Source organism: Aquimarina litoralis (assembly GCF_019295435.1).
GTDB classification, from domain to species: domain Bacteria; phylum Bacteroidota; class Bacteroidia; order Flavobacteriales; family Flavobacteriaceae; genus Aquimarina; species Aquimarina litoralis_A.
Genome location: NZ_WEKL01000006.1, coordinates 119,430 through 141,459 on the forward strand (window position 1 = coordinate 119,430; position 22,030 = coordinate 141,459).

Genomic DNA, 22,030 nt, shown 5'->3' on the forward strand with positions numbered 1-22,030 from the left:
TCGAAATCAAAAATTATTTTATAATCAATGCCTCATGCGCTTATGCTGAGGTAATTTATTTTCGTATAATCTTAACGGTGCTATTTCCTCCAATCTTAATTATTGATGAAGGTTTTGCATCTTTATTTTGCAAGGGCAAATTTACAACATAGTCAACGCCTTCCAAAATCTCTTTGCTCATTTCTTGTAAGTTTCGTGGAGTTGGTTTTCCACTAATATTTGCAGAAGTAGAAACAATAGGGCGTTTAAACTTTCGTATTAATTTTCCACAGAAGGGGTCTCTAGCAACTCTAATCCCCAAAGTATTATCTTCTGCTATTAAATTCTCAGCAACTCGTAATGGTCTGTCATAAATAATAGTAGTAGCTTTGGTAGCATATTTTAATATATCATAAGCTACCTCAGGAACTTCTTCAACATATTGTTGCAACATCTTAAAATCACTAACCAGGCATAACAATGCTTTACTATCAGCTCTTTTTTTGAGTGCGTAGATTTTATCTACAGCATCAGCATTTGTAGCATCACAACCAATTCCCCAAACAGTATCTGTAGGATATAAAATAAGCCCTCCTTTTTTGAGGATGTCTATGGTTTTTTCTATTTCTATTTTTTGATTTTCCATTAACTAAATTTTGGAATTATATTTTCCGATTCAATATACTTAGGAATTTCATCATTTATAGTTTCTCCTGCAATCACCTTTTCATATAGTTTTACATAAGAAGCTGTCATCACTTTAGAATTGAAGTGCTTTACTGCATATTCATGGCACTTTTTTGGATTATACTCAAATTCTTTAATCCCTTTAGCAATTTCTTGAGCGTTATTTCCCGTATACCCAACTTCTGGAGTTATTAATTCTGGTAAAGAACCATTTTTAGTTCCAAAGACTGCACAACCTGCATACATACTCTCTACAATGGCTAATCCAAATGGTTCATGCCATATTACAGGAAAAACTAATCCTTTTGAATATTGAATAATATCCATTTTAGTCTGATTGTTCACCATTCCTCTAAAGATTATTTTAGGGTTTAGTGTGTACTTTAAGCCTCTTTTAAAATTTCTAAAAGTCCATTTTTCTCCACCTAAAATATGTAAGCTATTCCCTGAATCTAGTGCTATTTTTGCTGCACCAAATACGTTTTTAATTTTCCATGCTGCTTTTCCTAAAAAATGTAAGTAGGTTCTTTTCTTATCTAAATCAGGATTTGGATAATCATCCCAATCCAAACCATTATACACATAGGTTGAAGATCCGAAACGTTTTGCATGATTTTTTGAAATAAAAACCGTGTTGATATCTAATACTTCGTCTGTTGGAGGATTTGTATGGATGGTAACAATAAAAGGTTTATTAACCGGATAGAGTGGAGTATGGCTGAAATGCGCAATGTCAATGTCATCTGGTATTTGAGAAATTAAATCTCTATTTGGATCTAGTGGTAATACTTTCGCAAAATCAGATGTAGATCCTGGTTTAACTAAATAAACAACTTCATGACCTAATTTAGATAATTCTTTGCCAAGTCCCCAAATAACTCGCTCAATACCACCATAGTTAGTTGCCGGAATAATTCCAGAATTGTCAACAATTAATACTTTCATACTATTGGTCTAATTTTTTGTTGATGTTTTAGGGATTTTGTTAACGGAGCTTGCAGCAATAATGTATAAAATAGCTTCCAGTATTTTGGTTTGATAATACTGCTAAAAAAATATCTAATCTGTAAATACGTTAATAAAACATAAAAAGGGATGATTCCATAATGTTTCTTAATTATATACAACAGAGAAATTTTTAATTCTGTTTTTATAGCTACAGATTTTTCAGTACTTGCGCCATGGTAATGCACAAAAGAAGCATCTGGGACTAAATAAGCTGACTTATTAATTTTGGAAAGCCTTTTACAAATATCCGTTTCTTCATAATACAAAAAGATATTCGTGTCAAAACCTCCAACAGTATTAAAATCTTCAGTTCTAAAGAACATAAAACTTCCCGCTACGAATTGTCCTTGTTGAGGTTCGTTGTACAATCTTTTTCGCTTAGGATATTTTTTTGGATTTATGGTTTCTAACATTTTTCTTCCAAAAATTTCTCTTCCCAAAGAAGCAAAATGATCTATCGTGGGTAGGATTTTTTTATCCTGCGTAAAAGCTTGTGGACCACATACACCTACATCAGGTCTTTTATCCATAAAGTTTTTTAATGATAAAAGACAGTCATTTTCTAGAATCGTGTCATTATTTACAAAAGCTAAATATTTTCCTTTAGCTTTTTGTACACCTATCATGTTCCCACTCCCAAAGCCTGTATTAATGTTACTTCTGATTAATTCAATTGTAATTTCGTTACTGATGGTTTCGATATAACTTTGAACTTTTTTATAACTCTCTTTTTCTGATCCATTATCTACTACAATATATTGACAGGTTAACTCTTTAGAAGTATGATTTAAAATTGATTGTAAACAATTGATGGTATAATCCTCAGAATTATAGTTGATCATAATGATCGAGATATCAAACATAATTAGCTTTTTAGGTATTGATCTACTCCTTTTTCAATATAGGTTATATTTTTTTCAGTAGTTTCTTTCTCGATTATTTCATTTAAGTGGATATGACTTTTATCTTGTTCATGATGATAGATATGATAGACAATTCCTTTGAATTTTAATCTTTTTCCTTTTATGCCAATATTAATCAACCGCTGAATCATTTCGCTATCATCAATACCCCAACCAGTAAGAGATTCATTGAATCCATTGACTTTTATAAAATCTTCTCTCCAAAAAGACATATTGCAACCTCTTAGTTTTGAGGAGCGTCTGTCTTCTTTTTTGTACCTGTTTGCTAGAAAAGGAATTCGTAAAGTACGTCCTCTTTTTTTGATTCCTTTTGAGAAAAAATTAAAATGAGTTTGTTTTTTAGTAAATAAAGTTTCTAAATAATCTTCTTGTATGTTTACACGGCTACCATATAAAAACACTCCTTTTTCGGCTAGTGATAAGTGATCTTTTACAAAATCTTTATGCATGATAATATCGCCATCAATTTCAATAATATAATCAAACTTAGCACTGGCAATTGCCTTGTTCATTATTGCTGGTTTTTGATTTTTATTGTCTTCATGCCAAATATGATGCAGTGGAACTGGAAAATCTTTTTGAATCTTCTCTATGAGTTCGGTGGTCTCTTTTCTGGATCCATCATCAGCAACAATTACTTCGTTGGGTAAGTAGGTCTGTTTTTTTATACTTAAGAGTAATAGTTCTAATGCTTCAGGCCAGTTATATGTGGGTGTAACTAAAGAACAAGTTGGATAGGTAATCATTTAAATTTTGTTTACGCTACAAAGTAACGGATTTTAATGTGAAATATTTATAATACAAAATGAATAAAGTGATAATCTTAGTATAAGGTCTTTCTTATTATAAATATCATTATTGATATATTTGTCTCCAGCTAATACTATATTTATGGATTACGATAATAAACCTGAAGGGTACTACGATAATGTTAGGCAAGAAATGATTGCATACCTTCCTGATAATGTAAATAAAATTATTGATATCGGTTGCGGAAATGGAGCTTTTGCGGAGATATTGAAACAAAAGACTGGAGGAGAAGTTTGGGGTATTGAATATATGGAAGAAGAAGCAAAAATTGCTGAAACGAAATTGGATAAGGTATTTGCAGGTAAATGTGAGGATTATCTTGATGAATTACCAGATAAGTATTTTGATGTTATCTATTTTAATGATGTGCTAGAACATTTAACGGATCCATATATGGTTTTAGGAAAGGTGAAACATAAATTAAATCCAAATGGAGTTGTGATTAGTTCTATCCCTAATGTTAGATACTATGATACTTTTTTGAAAGTTTTGTTTCAAAAAGATTGGAAATATGAAGGTCATGGAGTTATGGATAAAACACATTTTAGATTTTTTACTGGTAAGAGTATTCAAAGAATGTACGAGGAAGAAGGATATACTGTATTGAAGCATGAAGGAATTAATAAAAGTAGATCCATAAGACCGTTTTTATATAATATTCCGGTTTTATTTAGGCATATGGATATTAGGTATCCTCAATATGCAACGGTTGCCAAATTTATGTAGCGTATTATATGTCGAAAACATTGGTAGTACATCCTTCTAAAGCAAGTCTAAAATCAGTAGTAAAAGAAGCTATTGATAATTTTGACCAATACACGGAAATATTAGGCGATGCAGAACGTAATGTTATTAAGATTATAGATCTTAATAATGAAAAACAAACGATCAAATCTTTTAAAATACCAAATATTGTTAATCAGATCGCTTATCGGTTTTTTCGAAAATCCAAAGCTGAAAGATCATATATGTATGCTAATAAGTTATTGGAATTAGGAATAAAAACACCATTTCCTGTCGCTTATGAAATTAGAACTACTCCACTATTGTTCAAAAAGAGTTTTTATGTGAGTGAGCTTGTAAATTGCGATCTTACCTATCGAGAATTGACTACAGATTTTGAYATTTCTGATCATGAGAGTATTCTAAGAGCTTTTACTAGATTTACTCACAAGTTGCATATTAATGGTGTTAACTTTTTAGACCATTCACCGGGAAATACCTTAATTAAAAGAACATCGGAAGGATATGAATTTTATCTTGTAGATTTAAATAGAATGGAGTTTGGTGAAATGGATTTTGAAACCAGAATCAAGAATTTTGCACGTTTAACAATACACGAGTCGATGATACGAGTTATGAGTAATGAATATGCAAAATGCACAGGAGAAGCTGAATCGGATATATTCAGGTTAATGTGGCAGTATACTCAGGAATTTCAAAATCGATATCATGGAAAACGTAGGTTAAAACGAAAAATTTTCTTTTGGAAAAAGAAGTATAGAGATGAATAATCTTTTATCTCTACAATGAAAGCCATTTTTTAAATTTTCCTATTTTCTCTATCGCTACAAAAATATTAGCTTCAACTGCTTTTGGTTCTAACGAAACCTTTATTCTTGATTTAGATGTATAATACATGTCAATAATGGATTTGAGGTGCACAATATATTTACGATTGATTCTAAAATAGTCTGAAGGATTAAGTTCTTCTTCTAATTTTTTCAATGAAAAATCTACTGGTACTTTTTTTCCATTCCAGAGTGTTATAAATGTTACTTTTTCTTCGGTATAGAAATAAGCTATTTCATCAATTTCTATGGTTTTGAGACTATTATTAAGTTTTACTAAAAATCGTTTTTTATATTCTTGTCTATTATGAAGAAATAAGTTTTTGTATTCTGGTAATTGAGCTTTATTGAGGTCAAAAAATTTATCGATACTTCGTGTTAAAGCTTCTTCTGAAACTGGTTTTAATAAATAATCGATACTGTTTTGTTCAAAAGCTTTGATTGCAAATTCAGAATAAGCAGTTGTAAAGATAATCGGTGTTTTTATTTCTAAGATTTTAAATATTTCAAAGGAATATCCATCAGATAGATTAATATCCAAAAAAATTAAATCAGGACTTGTATTGGATAAATAATYAATAGATTCATTGATAGATGTAAGTACTTTGATGATTACAATTTGATCGCTTACTTCCTGAATTAGATTTTGCAGTCTAATTGCGGCAATGCTTTCATCTTCTATGATAATTGCTTTGATCATATTTCTGGTTCGATTAAAGGAATGGAAGCTATATAGTAGTTGTTGATTATCTTAAAAGTTGGAATAGAAGAATGTAATATACTATACTGATTAATAAGATTTTTCTGTMCAATACCGAATGATTTTTCATACTCATTATTTTTTGGTTGAAAATTGTTAATCACTTCTATTGCATTTTCTGCACTTTTAATACATATTTTCAAAGGTTTACTATTCTCAATAACATTGTGTTTGATAGCATTTTCAAATAATAGTTCTAATGTCATTGGAGGGATCAGCAGGTGAAGCTGAGATTCTTCAATGTTATTTTCGAAGATGATATTATCTCCAAATCGTATTTTTTGAAGTGCTATGTATGATTTGATCAATCCCAGTTCTTTACTCAATGAGACTACAACTTCTTCACTTTGTGTTAAGTTATATCGATATACTTTAGATAATTCTTGTAAGAAATACTCTGCTTTTTCTGTATCCGTTCTTATTAGACCAGATAAGCTATTAAAACTATTAAATAAAAAATGAGGGTTTAATTGCTTTTTTAAGGCAAGGTATTGGGCAACTGATTTTTCATTTTGATATTGGGTAAGCTTAATTTGAATATCTTGTTTTTCCTTCTGAGATTCAAGAAAGATCTCTACAAAATACACAAATACAATAACGGCAAAATTGATTAATAAAATTGACCAAAAACCTAAATCGAAAAAGGATTCATTGATGTCATCATCGTCATTAAATAAAGCCGAAGAAATTCCTTTTAACATAAATGTTAGAAAAACAGTTTTTATACAAATCACAGTAGTCCAAACAATTAGAAATTGAGATCGGTTCTCTATATCTATGAATTTAGGAATTACTTTTTCCTTTAAATACAGTCTAAACCAAAAAATTATTAAAGTAAAAATGAAACTAATGGGTAATAATATGATTGTTTCTTTTAAACCTTCTTTAATGTTTGCAGTATAAACTTCAGCAATAAGATGAAATGCATTGAATAAGAGTACAATGAATAAATAAAAATATATTCGGTTAGTGTTCAATGTTTTGGTTTTAGTTTTCGGTAATCGTTATGGTGTCTTCTTCAATATCTACAGCATAAAAATATCCAAGTGCTCTATTATTAGGATTGTTTAAATTTATTAAATTTCCTCGTATTGAAGCTGGAGGAGGGTTTCCGATAATAGGATTTCCAAGATTTCCAGTTTGTACAAATAGCTCGTTTAAGAAATCGAAGTAGTTTTCGGATATTGCTAATTGTTGTGCGGTAGCAATATCTCCAATTTGAAATGGGACTTCATCATTTGGATTTACCCCAATTCTTTGTCTTCCGTCAAAGAATTCATCAGAAACGATCAAAACTTGACTATTTCCTGGATCTGGAACAATAATAAAATCATTGTTCCTAAAAAGACGATAATGATAAAAGTTTTGGACACCAGCAGGATCTGTTGTGTCAAACTTTACAAAGTATCCTTCATCTGTAGCAATGGTTTCTTCTTCAAATTCGAAATAAAAATCATCAAATCTAGGCACTTCTGAAATAGTATCAGAACCTTCATAAGTTTCACCATTCCATACTATCGTAATAGTGTAGGTATTTCCAATTTCTGGTGTTATTTCATCATTTTCATAGAATCCATTTCCGTTGTACGAAAATATCCAGGAATTCGTTCCATCAGCAACTGTAACCGATGCATCTTCAACAACAGGAAGATCATCTGTAGATAAAAAAGAACCTGTTGTTGTTAATTGAATTCGTTGTGTGAGTAAAGGAGTTACAATATTTCGTTCTAATCCTCCATTGATTACCAGTTTGGGAGCAGCATCGTTTAGTGTAATGTCATTAGTTACATCAGTTTCACAGGAAGCTAGAAATATCGTTAGTATGATCATTGATAGTTTGCATATATTTTTCATAAGACTTAGATTTTAAAATTTGAATTGATAAGAGATACTAGGTACAATACCGAAGAAAGAAAGTTTAGTTGCTTGTGTCATTCCAGTTGCAATATCAGTTTCACCGATTTCTCCAACCTCATTGAAGTAAATGGAAGCAGCATTTTGTCTGTTGTAAACATTGATAAGACTGAAAGTCCAAGTACCATTTTTTTCTTTTTTAGGGTTTAAAGTAGCGGATAGATCAAGCCTATGATATGCTGGTAATCGATTTCCATTTCGATTATCGTAATCGGCAACTACCAATCCGTTTTGTTCATATCTACCTGTAGGATAGGTGACAGGCCGACCAGATCCAAAGACAAAGTTTGCTCCAAAATCCCATCTTTTATTGAGTTTGTAGAATCCTACTAAGTTTAGTTCGTGCAATTGATCACTATTGGAAGGATAATATTCATTGTTGTTAATTCCCAAAACTTTGGTTTCAGATCTTGCAAGTGTATAACTCAACCAACCTGTTAGTTTTCCTTCGTTTTTACTTAATTGCATTTCTAATCCATATGCTCTTCCTTCTCCTTGTGCAATCTGTGTTTCAATATCTTCTGTGAATAATAAATCTGCTCCATCAATAAAGTCCGTTACATCATTCAATTTTTTGTAATAGGTTTCAAGACTTAGATCGTATTTTCCATCTTTAAAAGATTTAAAATATCCCGCAGCAAATTGATCTGCGTATTGCGGTTCTATATAAGGACCGCTAGGAGACCAAACATCCAATGGAGTAGGAGAAGTGGTATTAGATATAAGATGCAAGTATTGGTACATCCTATTATAACTCAGTTTAAGGGAACTATTGTTATTTAGTAAATACCTTGCAGATATTCTAGGTTCAAAACCATTAAAAGATGCGATAGATTTTCCAGAACCAAATTGAGTAGTTCCTACGACTTCATTTTCTTCATATATATTTTGCTCAGCATTATATGTTAATGGAGTTCCGGTTTCATATTGAACTATTTCTTCACTTCCCAGTCTATTAAAATTGGACCATCGCAATCCGTATTGTAGACTCAGCTTATCAGATAATTTTTGCTTTAGATCTACATACACTCCATTTTCTAAACCGAACTTATCACTGAATTCTTCTTCGTTAATGCTGGAACCTCTTAAAGAAGAAATTTTTCCTGGTTTAAATTGGTAGTAAGTAATATCAATACCCGTATTTAGTGTGTTGTTATTATTAATATACCAGGATAGTTTTGGCTTTAAATTATAGTTAGTAATATTTGATTTCCATCTAAATTCAGACCCTGTTCTTAAATTATCCAAATTATATTCATAACTACTATAAATTGCCGAGGTTTGTAGAAACAATTTTTCATTTAAAACACTTGTCCATCTCAGAGTAGCTGATGAGTTTCCCCAAATAGTTCCTACTAATCCATCAAGTTCGAAGCTATCTCTACCAAAATATCCAGAAAGGAAAAGTCGATTGTTTTTGTTTACATCATAATTTGCTTTTAGGTTGAAATCATAGAAAAATAAAGAACTATCTTTAAAGTCTTCAAGCAGAAATGAGAATAGGTCAATGTATGATCTCCTTCCTGCAAGCATATAACTTCCCGAAGCTTCTTCTTTATCTTTTTTCAGAATAGGACCTTCTATTAAAGCTTTTGCCGAAAGCAATCCGATTCCAATATTACCTCCAAATTCTTTTGTATTTCCTTCTTTCTGTTTAATATCTAAAACAGAAGATAATCTTCCTCCGTAAACAGCAGGAATTCCACCTTTATATAATTTTGCATTCTTAATGGCATCAGAATTAAATACAGAGAAAAACCCAAATAAATGAGAGGCATTGTAAATGGTGGCTTCATCAAGTAGAATTAAATTTTGATCTACAGATCCTCCTCTAACATTAAAACCAGATGATGCTTCATTAACACTAGATACTCCTGGTAATAGTTGAAGTGATTTTAAAACATCTGGTTCGCCAAGAATGGCAGGCATTTTTTTGATAGTCTCTCCTTTTAATGAGATTACACTCATTTCTGTGGAAGCTATTTTTTTTCTTGTATTGTTAGAAGAAATTATAATTTCATCAAGCTCAGCTAATTCTTCTGATAAATTAAAATCTATTTTTTGACTTTGGGTAATGGTAATCTCTTGACGAATAGTTTTATATCCTAAATAACTAATTTCTATTTGATGAGCTCCTTTTTCGACAGCAATAGAAYAATAGCCGTAGTCATTTGTGGTTGTGCCAATGGCATTATCAATAATTATGTTTACACCTAACAATTTTTCTCCTGAACTATTGTCTTTTATATATCCACTAATCGTAAATTTTTCTTGTCCAAAAACACTTAGTGTGCAAAAAGAAAATAGGAATACCAATCTTTTGATCATACGAACTTTGTTTTAAAATTGTACTTAAAACTATGCGGTTCGTATGGTTGGATATTTTAAAAAATGATAAACCTTGAAAAAATCTGATAAACGGCTATCTATTCAAATAAATAGAATTGGAATTTAGGCGTTTTAGTAAATGAATGAATTGTTGATGTACTTTCCCAAAGAGTAGTTTAACTACTTTTTTTCTTTATTAACTCTCTTAATTTAGAGTACTTAAGAAATGTGATATTGGCAGTTTGAATTGAAATAACAAAACCATTAAATCCATCCAAAAAACCTAAGCGTAAGAAATAGGCTTTAAAGAACGCCCAACTTGGATTGATAATAATTTTCCACATAGGAGCTTTTTTTCCTAAGTCATAATAGGATTGTGCAGATATGGTAGAGAATTTATCTGTGCTAAGATTAAAATCCTGATATGTAGTATAATTCCAATGTAAGATATCTCCTTTCAATTTTGATGCTTTTTTAGGATCGTATAATTTAAAAGAATCATGTGGATTGATACCTTGCCATTCTCCTTTTCCTTTGACAAAAGCTCTTAATTTTCGATCAGGATACCAATCAGAAAACTTTATCCATTGTCCGCAAAAGTTATTATAGCGATTCGTGTAATAACCATCATGTACCCAATTAGATTTTAGTTGTATCAAGGAGTTCTGAAGTTCTGCAGATAAAGCTTCATCTCCATCTAAAGAAATGATATGATCATGGGAAGCTTTTGTTATAGCGAAGTTTTTTTGTTCGATATATCCTAAAAATTGTTGCTTAACGAACTTAACATTGAATTGTTGACAAATTTCTTCTGTTCTATCCGTTGAAAAAGAATCTACAACAACTATTTCATCAACTACTCCTACTAAAGAAGATAAACATCGTTCTATTTTTTTTTCTTCATTATAGGTGATTATAACAGCAGATAGTTTGATCATTAGGGTGTTTTAAAATTGATGAAGCTAAGTATAGCGTATCGTGCAAAAATAGTTATTTTTACGGCAATGCAATTACCAGAAATAACAGTCATCATAAGTACGTATAATCAACCTAAATGGTTGCAAAAAGTTTTATTAGGATATGAACATCAAAGTGTAAACAACTTTGAAGTCATTATTGCAGATGATGGTTCTACAGAAGAAACAGGAAAGCTGATTTCTGAATTTTCCAAAACATCTAAGTTTCCCATAGAGCATATTTGGCATGAGGATCTGGGATTTCGCAAAACCATGATTTTAAATAAAGCAATTCCTGTTGCAAAATCGGATTACCTATTGTTTACAGATGGAGATTGCATACCAAGAAATGATTTTTTGGAAACACATTTGAAGCTTAGAAAAGCAGGTTGGTTTTTATCAGGAGGATATTTTAAATTACCGAAGGGCACTTCTGAAGAAATTACTAAAGATGATATTAATAGTCAAAGATGCTTTGATGTTGGTTGGTTGAAATCGAAAGGAGTTCCATCTTCTTTTAAATTGAATAAACTTACTTCCAGAGGCTTTAAAGAACATTTTCTGAATTTTATAACACCAACGAAAGCTACTTGGGATGGAATGAATGTTTCTGGTTGGAAAAAAGATGTTTTGCTTGTAAATGGTTTTGATGAGCGTATGCAATATGGAGGAGAAGATAGGGAAATTGGTGAGCGTTTATTTAATTTAGGTATCAAGGCAAAACAAATACGATACAGTGCAATCTGTCTGCATTTATATCATGAAAGAGGATATGTAGCACCGGAAATGATTACTAGGAATAACGCAATACGGAAAGTTACAAAACGAGAAAAAGTCATCAGAACTCCATTCGGAATCGAAAAAGATTAGTTTTTTAGGTTCTCGAGATATGATCTCAATTTAGGAATGATTAATTCCGAAGAAAAATTTTGGTATAATTCCAGAGCTTTGTCTTTCATTTCTTTGGGAGATTTATTTCCATATAAATCTGGTTTAAAATCATAAAGATGTACAGAATCATGTTGATGTCCGTCTTCAAACATATTCCAGTCTTTTTTGATAATCCAAGGAGAAAAAATAGTAAAAGTAGGCTTATCTAACGCCTTTGCCATATTCACTGCGCCACCTTCATTACCAATCAAAGCATCACAGTGTGATAGTATTGCGATAAACTCTCGTAAGCTTTTTCCAAAAACATCGAAATGAATATGTTTTTTGGTAGTTCCATTAGTTACATCATAAATAGCTTTTGCATCTGCTTCTTGGCTAGGAATATAATTGAACAAAATATTAGCTTTTGTAACTGAGACGATTTCATCAATAACCTTTGCCATATATTCAAAAGGTAATGTTTTTCTCATTTCACTTCCTAATACGCTGATCATAATCAACTTTTTTTCAGAAGAGATTTTATTAGTTTCAAGATAAGATTTGGATGCTTTCTTTTCTTTTTCGGTAAGAAAGATTTTAGGCCGTATGATATTATTTGTCAATTCGTCTTCAATATAAACTAATCGTAAGCGGTTTTCTATCGCGATTGATGCATTTGTAATAGGTGCAGGCTTTCTATAAATTACTTTTGAATATACAAACCGTGTATACCATTTGTAAAAAGATATTTTCTCTGGTGCTTTTGAAAAATACGAAATTAGATTACTTTCTAATTTACCATATGCATCAATGACTACATCGTATTTAGATTTTTTGATGTCTTTTAAAAATGAATAAAATGCTTTTTTACTGTTCCGATACTCATTTTTGAATTCGATGATATTATGAAAATATGGATTCTCAAGAATTACTGGTTTCGTATTAGAGTTTACTAAATAGTCAATCGTAGCATCCGGATATTTTTTGGTAAGCGCTTCACAAATAATGGTGCTAGTAAGCACATCTCCGATCATTTTTTGCTGAATGACTAATATTTTCATCTATTCTTTTTTATTTTTTAATTGTCATATGTAATTCGTCACGAATTATTTAGATAAGCATCAACAGAGTTTTATGACTCATTTCATGTTTACGATTTAAAAAAAGAGCTTGCCCTAACAAAAGACAAGCTCACAAGTATACTGATTTATTTCTAATTATACCGCGACATCATGCTCTCTTAAAGCATCATTAAGTGAAGTTTTTTTATTGGTACTTTCTTTTCTCTTACCAATAATTAATGCACATGGTACATTATACTCTCCTGCTGCAAACTTCTTCGTGTAGCTTCCAGGAATAACGACGGATCTTGCAGGAACAACACCTTTCATTTCTACTGGAGTATCTCCAGTAACATCAATAATTTTAGTAGATGCAGTTAAAACTACATTAGCTCCMAATACAGCTTCAGTTTCAACACGGACTCCTTCTACTACAATACATCTTGATCCGATAAAAGCATTATCTTCAATAATTACCGGAGCTGCTTGTAATGGTTCTAATACACCACCGATTCCTACACCACCGCTTAAGTGTACGTTTTTTCCAATTTGTGCACAGCTACCTACAGTAGCCCAAGTATCTACCATGGTTCCTTCATCTACATAAGCCCCAATATTTACATAGCTTGGCATAAGAATAGTTCCAGCAGAAATATAAGCTCCATGACGAGCTACAGCATTTGGTACTACTCGAATTCCTTTAGCTTCGTATCCTCTTTTTAATGGAATTTTGTCGTGATATTCAAAAATACCTGCTTCCAGTGTTTCCATTTTTTGGATTGGGAAATAAAGTACTACTCCTTTTTTTACCCATTCATTTACTTGCCATCCACCTTCTACAGGCTCTGCAACACGAAGCTCACCAGCATCTAGTAAGTCTACAACTTGTCTTATCGCCTCTTGTGTTTCTGACTCTTTTAAAAGCTCTCTATTATCCCACGCTTTTTCTATGGTTTCTTTTAGTTGGTTCATGTATTAAAAAATTTTGGTAAAGATAATAGCTTCATTCGAAAATCATACGCTGATTAAATATTTTAGGATACTCTTAATAATTCGTACTATTTTATAATAATATTATACTTTTGCACAAAATAGTGTATGGCAAGAATTTTAGCAATAGATTATGGAGCAAAACGATGTGGTATTGCGGTAACGGATGAGTCTAAAATTATCGCTTCTGGATTAACAACAGTAGATACTAAGGATTTACTAAAGTGGTTACAGCAATATGTTGCTAATGAAGAAGTGGAATTATTTGTGGTAGGAGAACCTAAAAGATTACACGGAGAAGCTTCAGAAAGTGAGAAGTTAATTCAGCCTTTCTTGGAAAAGTTAGCAAAAGTATTACCCGATATTCCAGTGAAGAGAATAGATGAACGGTTTACTTCTAAAATTGCTTTTGATACCATGATTGCTAGTGGGATATCTAAAAAGAAAAGAAGGGATAAAAAGTTAGTAGATCAAATTAGTGCAACCATTATATTACAAGATTATCTTTATAATTTATAATGAATATTTTTTAATGAATATTGTGTTTTTACTATGGATTTGAAGATTAGATCGAAGAATTTTGCCCATCAATATGTTAAATTAGCGCTTGATCTTCCAACCAATAAATTAGGTAAACATGTAGAAGGTCAATTAATAAGATGTTCAACATCTGTAGCTGCAAATTATCGAGCAGCTTGTTTAGCACAAACTAAAAAAGGATTCGTTTCTAAATTAAGTATTGTAATAGAAGAATCAGATGAGTGTATATTTTGGATTGAATTTCTTAAAGATGAAGAATTAGTACGAGGTAGTGAATTAGATAAAGTATTAAATGAGGCTAGAGAGTTAACAGCTATTTTTATATCAAGCAGAATAACAGCTTCGAAAAACCTTTAAATTAATAAGTTTGGATTATTTATTATCCAATAAAAATTATAAATTCTAAATGATTTTACCAATTGTAGCATACGGTGATCCGGTTTTAAAGAAAAAGGCAAAGGAAATTAGTAAAGACTATCCTAAGTTGTCTGAATTATTGGAAAATATGTTCGAGACCATGTATAACGCTCATGGAGTTGGTCTGGCGGCTCCTCAAATCGGTCTTCCAATCCGTTTGTTTTTAGTGGATGCCGAACCTTTTGCAGACGATGATGAACTTTCCGATGAAGAAAAAGAAGTTTTAACTGGATTCAAAAAAGTTTTTATTAATGCTACGATTCTTGAGGAAAGTGGTGAAGAATGGGCTTTTACGGAAGGGTGTCTAAGTATCCCAGAAGTTCGTGAAGATGTTTTCAGAAAAGAAACAATCAAAGTGAATTATTTCGATGAGAATTTTGTAGAACACACAGAAACTTTTAGTGGACTGGCAGCAAGAGTTATACAACATGAATATGATCATATAGAAGGAATCTTGTTTACTGATAAACTATCCAGTTTAAAAAAGCGTTTAATAAAAGGAAAGCTAACGAATATCTCCAAAGGAAAGATCAATGCTGATTATAGAATGAAATTTCCGTTAGCCAAAAAAGGACGTTAAAAGTTGATTGTCATTTAACAAAGTATAAAGAATTACCATAATAATTTATGTTGGCTAAAGTTTGATTTTTAAAATTGAACTGTTGATATTTGCCAACTTCGAAAAAGAAATTTATGAGCTTAGACAAAATTTTATCAATTTCTGGAAAACCAGGTTTATATGAATTAAAAGCACAAACTCGTAGTGGGTTTGTAGCAGAGTCATTAGCAGATGGAAAAAAACTATCTGTGAGCATTCAGAACAATGTTAGCATTCTTAGTGAAATTGCCATTTATACATTTGCAGAAGAGGTTCCTTTAAGAGAGATTTTTAAAAGAATTCAAGAAAAAGAAAATGGAGAAAAAGCAATAAGTCATAAAGAGTCCAAGAATAAGTTAGAATCCTATTTTAGCGAAATATTACCTGATTATGATGAGGATAGAGTATATGTTAGTGATATGAAGAAAGTAATACAATGGTATAATATTTTGCAAGCTAAAGGGATTACAGATTTTGAAGACCCTGAAGCATCTAAATCTGATGAAGAAGAATAAATTGTTTTTCTAGTATAAATGAAAAATCCCATCTTAGGTAGATGGGATTTTTTGTTTTTTAACTTTAAATATTCATTTTCAGTTTTTTATGCTGTTGAAGAATTATGAAACGAACATTAAGAATTTTAAAAATTATTTCACAAAAAGAAGTATTTAAAATTTTTAATGAGAGAACGAAGTGGTAACACACATTCTCAATTTTATAATTAATTTATTATTAGATAATTACTAAAATTTAAGTGTGTGAATAAGTAATAGAAATATTGCCCGATTTTCAATGTCTTGTTTGGGTTCTTCTTTGTATTTTTGCGCAAAATTTAAACACAACCGTACATAATAAATAGTAAAGTTTACATGGCTAATACCAAATATGTTTTTGTAACCGGAGGCGTATCCTCTTCATTAGGAAAAGGAATTATAGCTGCGTCATTAGCAAAATTGCTTCAGGCTAGAGGATATAGAGTTACAATTCAAAAACTAGATCCATATATAAATGTTGATCCGGGAACATTGAACCCTTATGAGCACGGAGAATGTTATGTAACCGATGATGGTGCGGAAACTGATTTAGATTTAGGACATTATGAGCGTTTTCTTAATACTCCTACTTCTCAAGCTAATAATGTTACTACCGGAAGAATTTACCAAAGTGTTATAGAAAAAGAACGTAGAGGAGAATTCTTAGGTAAAACTGTACAAGTTGTTCCGCATATTACCAACGAGATAAAGGAAAGAATACAAATTCTTGGAAAAAGCGGCAACTATGATATCGTAATTACTGAGATAGGAGGAACTGTAGGAGATATAGAATCCTTGCCTTATATAGAAGCTGTTAGACAACTCAAATGGGAATTAGGAGATACTAATGCTCTTGTAATCCATTTAACGCTTATACCATATTTATCTGCAGCAGGAGAGTTGAAAACAAAACCTACCCAGCATAGTGTAAAAACTTTAATGGAAAGTGGTATTAAGGCAGATATTTTGGTTTGTAGAACAGAACATGAATTATCCGAGGATCTAAGGAGAAAATTAGCATTGTTCTGTAATGTAAAGAAGGAAGCAGTAATCCAATCAATCGATGCTTCAACTATCTATGATGTTCCTAATTTGATGTTAGAAGAAGGATTAGATGCGGTAGTTTTAAAACAACTTGTATTACGAGATGATAATGTTCCAAATTTAGATAAGTGGAATGATTTTTTAACAAGACATAAAAATCCGAAATGTGAAGTTACTATTGGTCTTATAGGAAAATATGTAGAATTACAAGATTCTTATAAATCAATTTTAGAAGCATTTATTCATGCTGGAGCTGAAAATGAAGTAAAAGTTAATGTAGAGAGTATCCACTCTGAATATATAGATGAAAAAACTATTGAAACTAAAATAGCGCATCTAGATGGTGTTTTAGTAGCACCAGGTTTTGGAGAAAGAGGAATTGAAGGCAAAATTAAAGCTGTTCAGTATGCCAGAGAAAAAGGATTGCCATTTTTTGGTATCTGTTTAGGAATGCAAATGGCAGTAATCGAATATTCGCGTAATGTTTTAGGATTAAAAGATGCATGTTCTGTAGAAGTTGATGAGAGTACCGATAATCCGGTTATTAGTTTAATGGAAGAACAAAAGAACATTACTGATATGGGAGGAACGATGCGATTAGGAGCTTGGGATTGTGAACTTGTAGAAAATAGTAAAGTTGCCGAAGCATACGGAACATCTCTAATTGCTGAGAGACACAGACATCGCTATGAATATAACGATCAATACAAAGAACAATTAGAAAAAGCTGGCCTTAGAACCACTGGAATTAATCCCAAAACTGGACTAGTAGAAATTATCGAAATACCAGAACATCCTTGGTTTGTTGGAGTACAATATCATCCAGAATATAAAAGTACGGTTGCAAATCCTCATCCTCTGTTTGTAGCATTTGTAAAAGCAGCAGTTGCTTATTCTAATTGCTCCGAAGATGTCAAAGTGGCACAAAAWTCTTAAGTGGCGAGATAATTGACAATAAAAAGTAACATAAATTTAGAAAACGTGTCTGATAAATTAATCATACACTAGTTTTTTTATATACAAATCAATGGAAGAAAAGAAATTTGACCTTAATACAGTAATTGGATTTATACTGATTTTTGGAATTTTTGCGTGGATGTTTTACGCAAATAAACCAACTCAAGAAGAAATAGAGGCCAAAAAAGCAGAACAAGAACAAGTTGAAGCACAACAAAAAACAGAAGATAATGCAAAGACTGATTTTGTTCCAGAAAGTAAAGCCGTGGCGGTAAACCCAAAGGATTCTTTAGCTATGGTCGCAGCAAAATCAGAATTAGGAGTTGTTGCATATTCGGCAAGCTTACCATCAGCAGTTGATAAACTTACTACCATAGAAAATGAGGTACTTAGTTTAAAAATTAATAATAAAGGAGGATATATTGAAGAGGCATTGCTTAAAAACTTCAAAACGTATGATTCTGTTCCTCTATATTTAATAAAAGATGGAAAGAATGCATCTTTTAATCTGAATTTTGGTACTACAGATAATAGAATTTTAAACACTAGAGACTTATTTTTCGAACCATCATTGACTAAAAATGGAGAGAATACTGTTTTGTCAATGAAATGGAAAGTTTCTGATTCTCAGTTTTTAGAGTATCGATATGAGATGAAACCTAATGACTATATGTTGGATTTCACGATTCGATCTCAGGGATTACAGCAAGTTTTTAATAGCAGTCAACCAGTAAACCTTGACTGGAAATTACAAGCGATAAGACAGGCGAAAAGTGCATCTTATGAAAATCGTTATACAGAAATTCTTTTTGAATATGATGGAGGAAAAGATGATTATACCGGACAAGGAGATTTTGCAGAAGAAAAAGAAGAAAATGTTACGTGGATAGGGTTTAAGCAACACTTTTTTACATCTGTTTTATTGACAGATACTCCGTTTAAAACTGGTACGTTTGCTTCGAAGAATATTGCAAATACCAGCGAACTTGATGATAAAGATATAAAGGTTACTAAGGAGTTTGCAGCTTCTGTGCCTTTAGAATTGAATGGAGGAGAATTAAGTTATAATATGGACTGGTATTATGGTCCTACAGATTATAAAATTTTAAGTTCTTATGATCGTAATCTAGATGAAATTGTACCTCTTGGATGGGGGATATTCGGAGTGATTAATAGATATTTGTTTATCCCATTTTTTAGTCTGCTAAGTGGTTTCTTGCCTTATGGAATTGCAATTATAGTAATGACTATTGTGGTTAGAATTGTACTATCTCCAGTAACTTACAAATCATATGTTTCTCAGGCTAAAATGAAAATTTTGCGCCCTGAAATTACGGAGATCAATGAGAAGTACAAGGATAATGCCATGAAAAAGCAACAGGAAACAATGGCGCTTTATAGCAAAGCAGGAGCAAGTCCGATGAGTGGTTGTTTACCAGCTTTGATGCAGATTCCTGTGTTTTATGCTTTATTTAACTTCTTCCCAAGTGCATTTGATTTAAGACAGAAAAGCTTTTTGTGGGCTGATGACTTATCTAGTTATGATACGATTGCGAAACTTCCATTTGAAATTCCGTTTTATGGAGATCATATCAGTTTATTCCCGATTTTGGCTTCCATTGCGATATTCATTTATATGATGATGACTACTGGTCAAACCATGCAACAACAGCAACCTGGAATGCCTAATATGAAGTTTATTATGTATTTATCACCTTTGATGATGTTAATATTCTTTAATAACTATGCAAGTGGATTATCACTGTATTATTTTATTTCTAACCTAATTACTATTGGTATCATGTTAGTAATTAAGAATGTAATCATTGATGAAGATAAGATTCATGCAAAAATTCAGGAAAATAAGAAAAAGCCTAAGAAACAAGGTAAGTTCCAGAAAAAGATGAAAGAATTGATGGAACAAGCAGAACAACAACAAAAAATGAAAAAGAAATAGGATTCGTATGTCATCCAAATAAAAAATCCCAGTTTTTGAAAACTGGGATTTTTTTATAGAAGATTTTTTTTTATTTAATTTCCACTTCTTGACATTAAGATTGGCATTAATAGAACCTTATCAATCAAATGGATCACACCATTTGTAGTCTGAATGTCAGTTGAAGTAATAGTACTCACATTTGCAGGATCCGCACCATCAGAAACTGTTTTTGCAGTAGCGTCAATACTAATTTGTCCTGCTATTGTAGCGACTTCCCCATCTGTAAGATCAGCTTCTCTAACATTAGCATTTGGAATTACATGCAAGTTTAAAGCAGTTTCAAGTGTAGTTTCATCAATATCCGCAGGCGCGTTCCAATCGGGATTTGTTGCTAATAGATCCTCAAAAGCTGCATTAGTTGGAGCGAAAACAGTAAACGGACCGTCACCTTGCAGCGTAGTAACATAGTCAAAACTGTAGGCAGTTAATCCTTCTAATAATCTCGATAAATTTGGATCCGCAGTAGCAAAGGTAGTAAGATCAGGAAATCCAATAACTGTATCTATTTTATGAATGATACCATTTGAAGCCGAAATATCAGCAGAACTTACGGTTGATGTACCATTAAAAACAACACCATTGGTTGCATTAAAATAGATGCTTAAGGACGTTCCGTCTGGTCCCATAGTTGAAGAAGTTTGCTCATATCCTGAACCATTGCTTATTAATGAAGCTGAGGTGATCTGACCTGGAATTACATGATTTAGTAATATCTGTTGTAATTCATCAGTAGGAATCTCATTGATATCTGCATAATTGTTAGCAGTTAGAAAAGCTTCCATTGCTGCATTTGTTGGTGCTAATACAGTAAATGGTCCAGTTCCGTTTAATACAGATACTAAGTCGCCATCAGCAGCTGCAAGAGCCGTTACCAAAAGTGATAAATCGGTATCTCCTGAAGCTATGGTTACAATGTTCTCAGTAGGAATAATAATATTTCCATCATCGTCACTACCACAAGAAAAAGTTGAAGAAATGAGCACTGTACAAATCAAAGCGCACATAATTTTTGAAATAATTTTCATGTTTTTGAGTTTTAAAAGTTAATTTGTTCATAGAATTCAACGAGGTATTAATTTTTTATATTTTTAATAATTAGTTAAACATAAGTTAACAAAGGTTGTTTTTAATATTTGAAGGTTGTTTTTTTGGAAATTTTAATGTTTTTTTTGTAAGTCATTTAGGATTGGAAAATATAATACCTAATCTTTAGACATGATTTTATATGATATTTGGTACACTTTTTGGATAAAAAGGTTTGTTAAAATTAGATAATACTATGCGAAATATATATATGTTGTTTCTGTGCTGTATTTACTTTATGAATACAGGATATGCTCAAGAATTTAATGCTTTTGATTCGGATGGTAAAAGACATGGGAAGTGGCAAAAAAAGTATGAAAATAGTAATCAAATTAGATATGAAGGTACTTTTGATCATGGTAAAGAAATAGGAGAATTTAAGTTTTACAAACCTAATAGTGGGAAAGTTCCTACTGCAATCAAAATATTTTCTAAAGAGAATGATAGTGTTCAAGTAAAGTACTTTACAGCAAGGGGAAAAGTGATTAGTGAAGGTAAGATGATAGGAAAAGATCGTGTAGGAATATGGAAATATTATCATAGAGGATCTACTAAAATTATGATGACCGAAGAATATGAACTTGGAAAACTTCATGGAGAACAGAAAACATATTTTGAAAATGGTCAACTTACTGAAAAGACTATTTATAATAATGGGGAAAGGCAAGGGAAGCGTATTGTATATTCAGAAAAAGGTATTTTGCTAAAGGAGTTTACTTATGTAAATGATCAATTACATGGAATTACAAAGTATTATGACCCTAATGGAAAAGTGAAAATTGAAGGGAATTATAAAAGAGATCGTAAAGATGGAATTTGGAAATATTATGAAGATGGAAAACTAATGGAACAGAAACAATTTCCAATAGGTAAAAATGGATCGTAGTATAAAGTTTTGAAATCGATACATAGAGAAAACCTTGAAGTAATGCATCTGCATTACTTTTTTTATTTGTTATTTTTGCAAACAATTTAAATGTAAACGAATTTCTAATATTTTAT

General features: G+C 31.5%; 22 protein-coding genes. 10 read left to right on the plus strand and 12 right to left on the minus strand.

Going from position 1 to position 22,030, the window contains the following annotated elements; genetic code table 11:
* Positions 1-55: 55 nt before the first annotated feature.
* From GBO31_RS05130 to GBO31_RS05145, 4 genes are read right to left on the minus strand one after another with little or no spacing between them, the layout of a single operon-like run.
* Positions 56-625, minus strand: coding sequence for an L-threonylcarbamoyladenylate synthase (locus GBO31_RS05130; protein WP_219007249.1), 570 nt, complete (start codon positions 623-625; stop codon positions 56-58).
* Positions 625-1,611, minus strand: coding sequence for a glycosyltransferase (locus tag GBO31_RS05135; RefSeq protein ID WP_219007250.1), 987 nt, complete (start codon positions 1,609-1,611; stop codon positions 625-627). The genes GBO31_RS05130 and GBO31_RS05135 overlap by 1 nt, the downstream gene beginning before the upstream one ends.
* Positions 1,608-2,537, minus strand: coding sequence for a glycosyltransferase family 2 protein (locus tag GBO31_RS05140; RefSeq protein ID WP_219007251.1), 930 nt, complete (start codon positions 2,535-2,537; stop codon positions 1,608-1,610). Before GBO31_RS05140 ends, GBO31_RS05135 begins: the two co-directional genes overlap by 4 nt.
* A gap of 2 nt (positions 2,538-2,539) precedes the next feature.
* Positions 2,540-3,343, minus strand: coding sequence for a glycosyltransferase family 2 protein (locus GBO31_RS05145; protein ID WP_219007252.1), 804 nt, complete (start codon positions 3,341-3,343; stop codon positions 2,540-2,542).
* A 145-nt stretch (positions 3,344-3,488) separates the two neighbouring features.
* Here GBO31_RS05145 and GBO31_RS05150 point away from each other — a divergent pair, with 145 nt between their 5' ends.
* Positions 3,489-4,133 carry a class I SAM-dependent methyltransferase gene (locus tag GBO31_RS05150; protein WP_246615769.1) on the plus strand — a complete coding sequence of 215 codons (645 nt, stop codon included), beginning with the start codon at positions 3,489-3,491 and terminating at the stop codon, positions 4,131-4,133.
* 8 nt (positions 4,134-4,141) lie between these two features.
* Positions 4,142-4,921 carry a lipopolysaccharide kinase InaA family protein gene (locus GBO31_RS05155; RefSeq protein WP_219007253.1) on the plus strand — a complete coding sequence of 260 codons (780 nt, stop codon included), beginning with the start codon at positions 4,142-4,144 and terminating at the stop codon, positions 4,919-4,921.
* A 10-nt stretch (positions 4,922-4,931) separates the two neighbouring features.
* Here the strand turns inward: GBO31_RS05155 and GBO31_RS05160 are convergent, their stop codons facing one another.
* The 5 genes from GBO31_RS05160 to GBO31_RS05180 all read right to left on the minus strand — a co-directional run bounded on the left by GBO31_RS05160 (position 4,932) and on the right by GBO31_RS05180 (position 10,918).
* Positions 4,932-5,678 (minus strand): LytR/AlgR family response regulator transcription factor, encoded by a 747-nt coding sequence (locus GBO31_RS05160; protein ID WP_219007254.1) that lies wholly within the window; start codon positions 5,676-5,678, stop codon positions 4,932-4,934.
* Positions 5,675-6,715 carry a sensor histidine kinase gene (locus tag GBO31_RS05165; RefSeq protein ID WP_219007255.1) on the minus strand — a complete coding sequence of 347 codons (1,041 nt, stop codon included), beginning with the start codon at positions 6,713-6,715 and terminating at the stop codon, positions 5,675-5,677. The genes GBO31_RS05160 and GBO31_RS05165 overlap by 4 nt, the downstream gene beginning before the upstream one ends.
* Before the next feature lie 10 nt (positions 6,716-6,725).
* Positions 6,726-7,592 carry a DUF4249 domain-containing protein gene (locus GBO31_RS05170; RefSeq protein ID WP_219007256.1) on the minus strand — a complete coding sequence of 289 codons (867 nt, stop codon included), beginning with the start codon at positions 7,590-7,592 and terminating at the stop codon, positions 6,726-6,728.
* Between the two features lie 12 nt (positions 7,593-7,604).
* Complete coding sequence (locus GBO31_RS05175; protein ID WP_219007257.1) at positions 7,605-9,980, minus strand: TonB-dependent receptor; 2,376 nt, start codon at positions 9,978-9,980, stop codon at positions 7,605-7,607.
* Positions 9,981-10,156: 176 nt separating this feature from the next.
* Positions 10,157-10,918 carry a glycosyltransferase family 2 protein gene (locus GBO31_RS05180; protein WP_219007258.1) on the minus strand — a complete coding sequence of 254 codons (762 nt, stop codon included), beginning with the start codon at positions 10,916-10,918 and terminating at the stop codon, positions 10,157-10,159.
* 18 nt (positions 10,919-10,936) lie between these two features.
* Between GBO31_RS05180 and GBO31_RS05185 the strand changes: the two genes are divergently transcribed.
* Complete coding sequence (locus GBO31_RS05185) at positions 10,937-11,806, plus strand: glycosyltransferase family 2 protein (protein ID WP_246615770.1); 870 nt, start codon at positions 10,937-10,939, stop codon at positions 11,804-11,806.
* On the opposite strand, the gene GBO31_RS05190 is transcribed toward GBO31_RS05185, so the two are convergent.
* On the minus strand, positions 11,803-12,867 hold the full coding sequence (locus GBO31_RS05190; protein WP_219007259.1) for a glycosyltransferase family 9 protein: 1,065 nt from the start codon (positions 12,865-12,867) through the stop codon (positions 11,803-11,805). The genes GBO31_RS05185 and GBO31_RS05190 overlap by 4 nt on opposite strands.
* A 156-nt stretch (positions 12,868-13,023) precedes the next feature.
* Positions 13,024-13,839 (minus strand): 2,3,4,5-tetrahydropyridine-2,6-dicarboxylate N-succinyltransferase, encoded by an 816-nt coding sequence (locus GBO31_RS05195; RefSeq protein ID WP_219007260.1) that lies wholly within the window; start codon positions 13,837-13,839, stop codon positions 13,024-13,026.
* A 126-nt stretch (positions 13,840-13,965) separates the two neighbouring features.
* On the opposite strand from GBO31_RS05195, the gene ruvX reads away from it, so the two are divergent.
* The 6 genes from ruvX to yidC all read left to right on the plus strand — a co-directional run bounded on the left by ruvX (position 13,966) and on the right by yidC (position 19,903).
* Positions 13,966-14,376, plus strand: coding sequence for a Holliday junction resolvase RuvX (gene ruvX / locus GBO31_RS05200; RefSeq protein WP_219007261.1), 411 nt, complete (start codon positions 13,966-13,968; stop codon positions 14,374-14,376).
* Between the two features lie 33 nt (positions 14,377-14,409).
* Positions 14,410-14,754 (plus strand): four helix bundle protein, encoded by a 345-nt coding sequence (locus GBO31_RS05205; protein ID WP_219007262.1) that lies wholly within the window; start codon positions 14,410-14,412, stop codon positions 14,752-14,754.
* Positions 14,755-14,803: 49 nt separating this feature from the next.
* The gene (def, locus tag GBO31_RS05210) at positions 14,804-15,394 is read left to right on the plus strand and encodes a peptide deformylase (protein WP_219007263.1); all 591 of its coding nucleotides are present in this window, start codon (positions 14,804-14,806) and stop codon (positions 15,392-15,394) included.
* 113 nt (positions 15,395-15,507) lie between these two features.
* Complete coding sequence (locus tag GBO31_RS05215) at positions 15,508-15,927, plus strand: DUF5606 family protein (protein ID WP_219007264.1); 420 nt, start codon at positions 15,508-15,510, stop codon at positions 15,925-15,927.
* 354 nt (positions 15,928-16,281) lie between these two features.
* Complete coding sequence (locus GBO31_RS05220; RefSeq protein WP_219007265.1) at positions 16,282-17,925, plus strand: CTP synthase; 1,644 nt, start codon at positions 16,282-16,284, stop codon at positions 17,923-17,925.
* A gap of 91 nt (positions 17,926-18,016) precedes the next feature.
* Positions 18,017-19,903: a membrane protein insertase YidC gene (yidC, locus tag GBO31_RS05225; protein WP_219007266.1), complete on the plus strand. Its 1,887-nt coding sequence runs from the start codon at positions 18,017-18,019 to the stop codon at positions 19,901-19,903.
* A gap of 74 nt (positions 19,904-19,977) precedes the next feature.
* Here yidC and GBO31_RS05230 read toward each other — a convergent pair whose 3' ends face one another.
* A complete protein-coding gene (locus tag GBO31_RS05230; RefSeq protein ID WP_219007267.1) occupies positions 19,978-20,970 on the minus strand; it encodes a fasciclin domain-containing protein in 993 nt (330 codons plus the stop codon).
* 254 nt (positions 20,971-21,224) lie between these two features.
* Here GBO31_RS05230 and GBO31_RS05235 point away from each other — a divergent pair, with 254 nt between their 5' ends.
* Positions 21,225-21,914, plus strand: a complete 690-nt coding sequence (locus tag GBO31_RS05235; RefSeq protein ID WP_219007268.1) for a toxin-antitoxin system YwqK family antitoxin — start codon at positions 21,225-21,227, stop codon at positions 21,912-21,914.
* Positions 21,915-22,030: the final 116 nt, after the last annotated feature.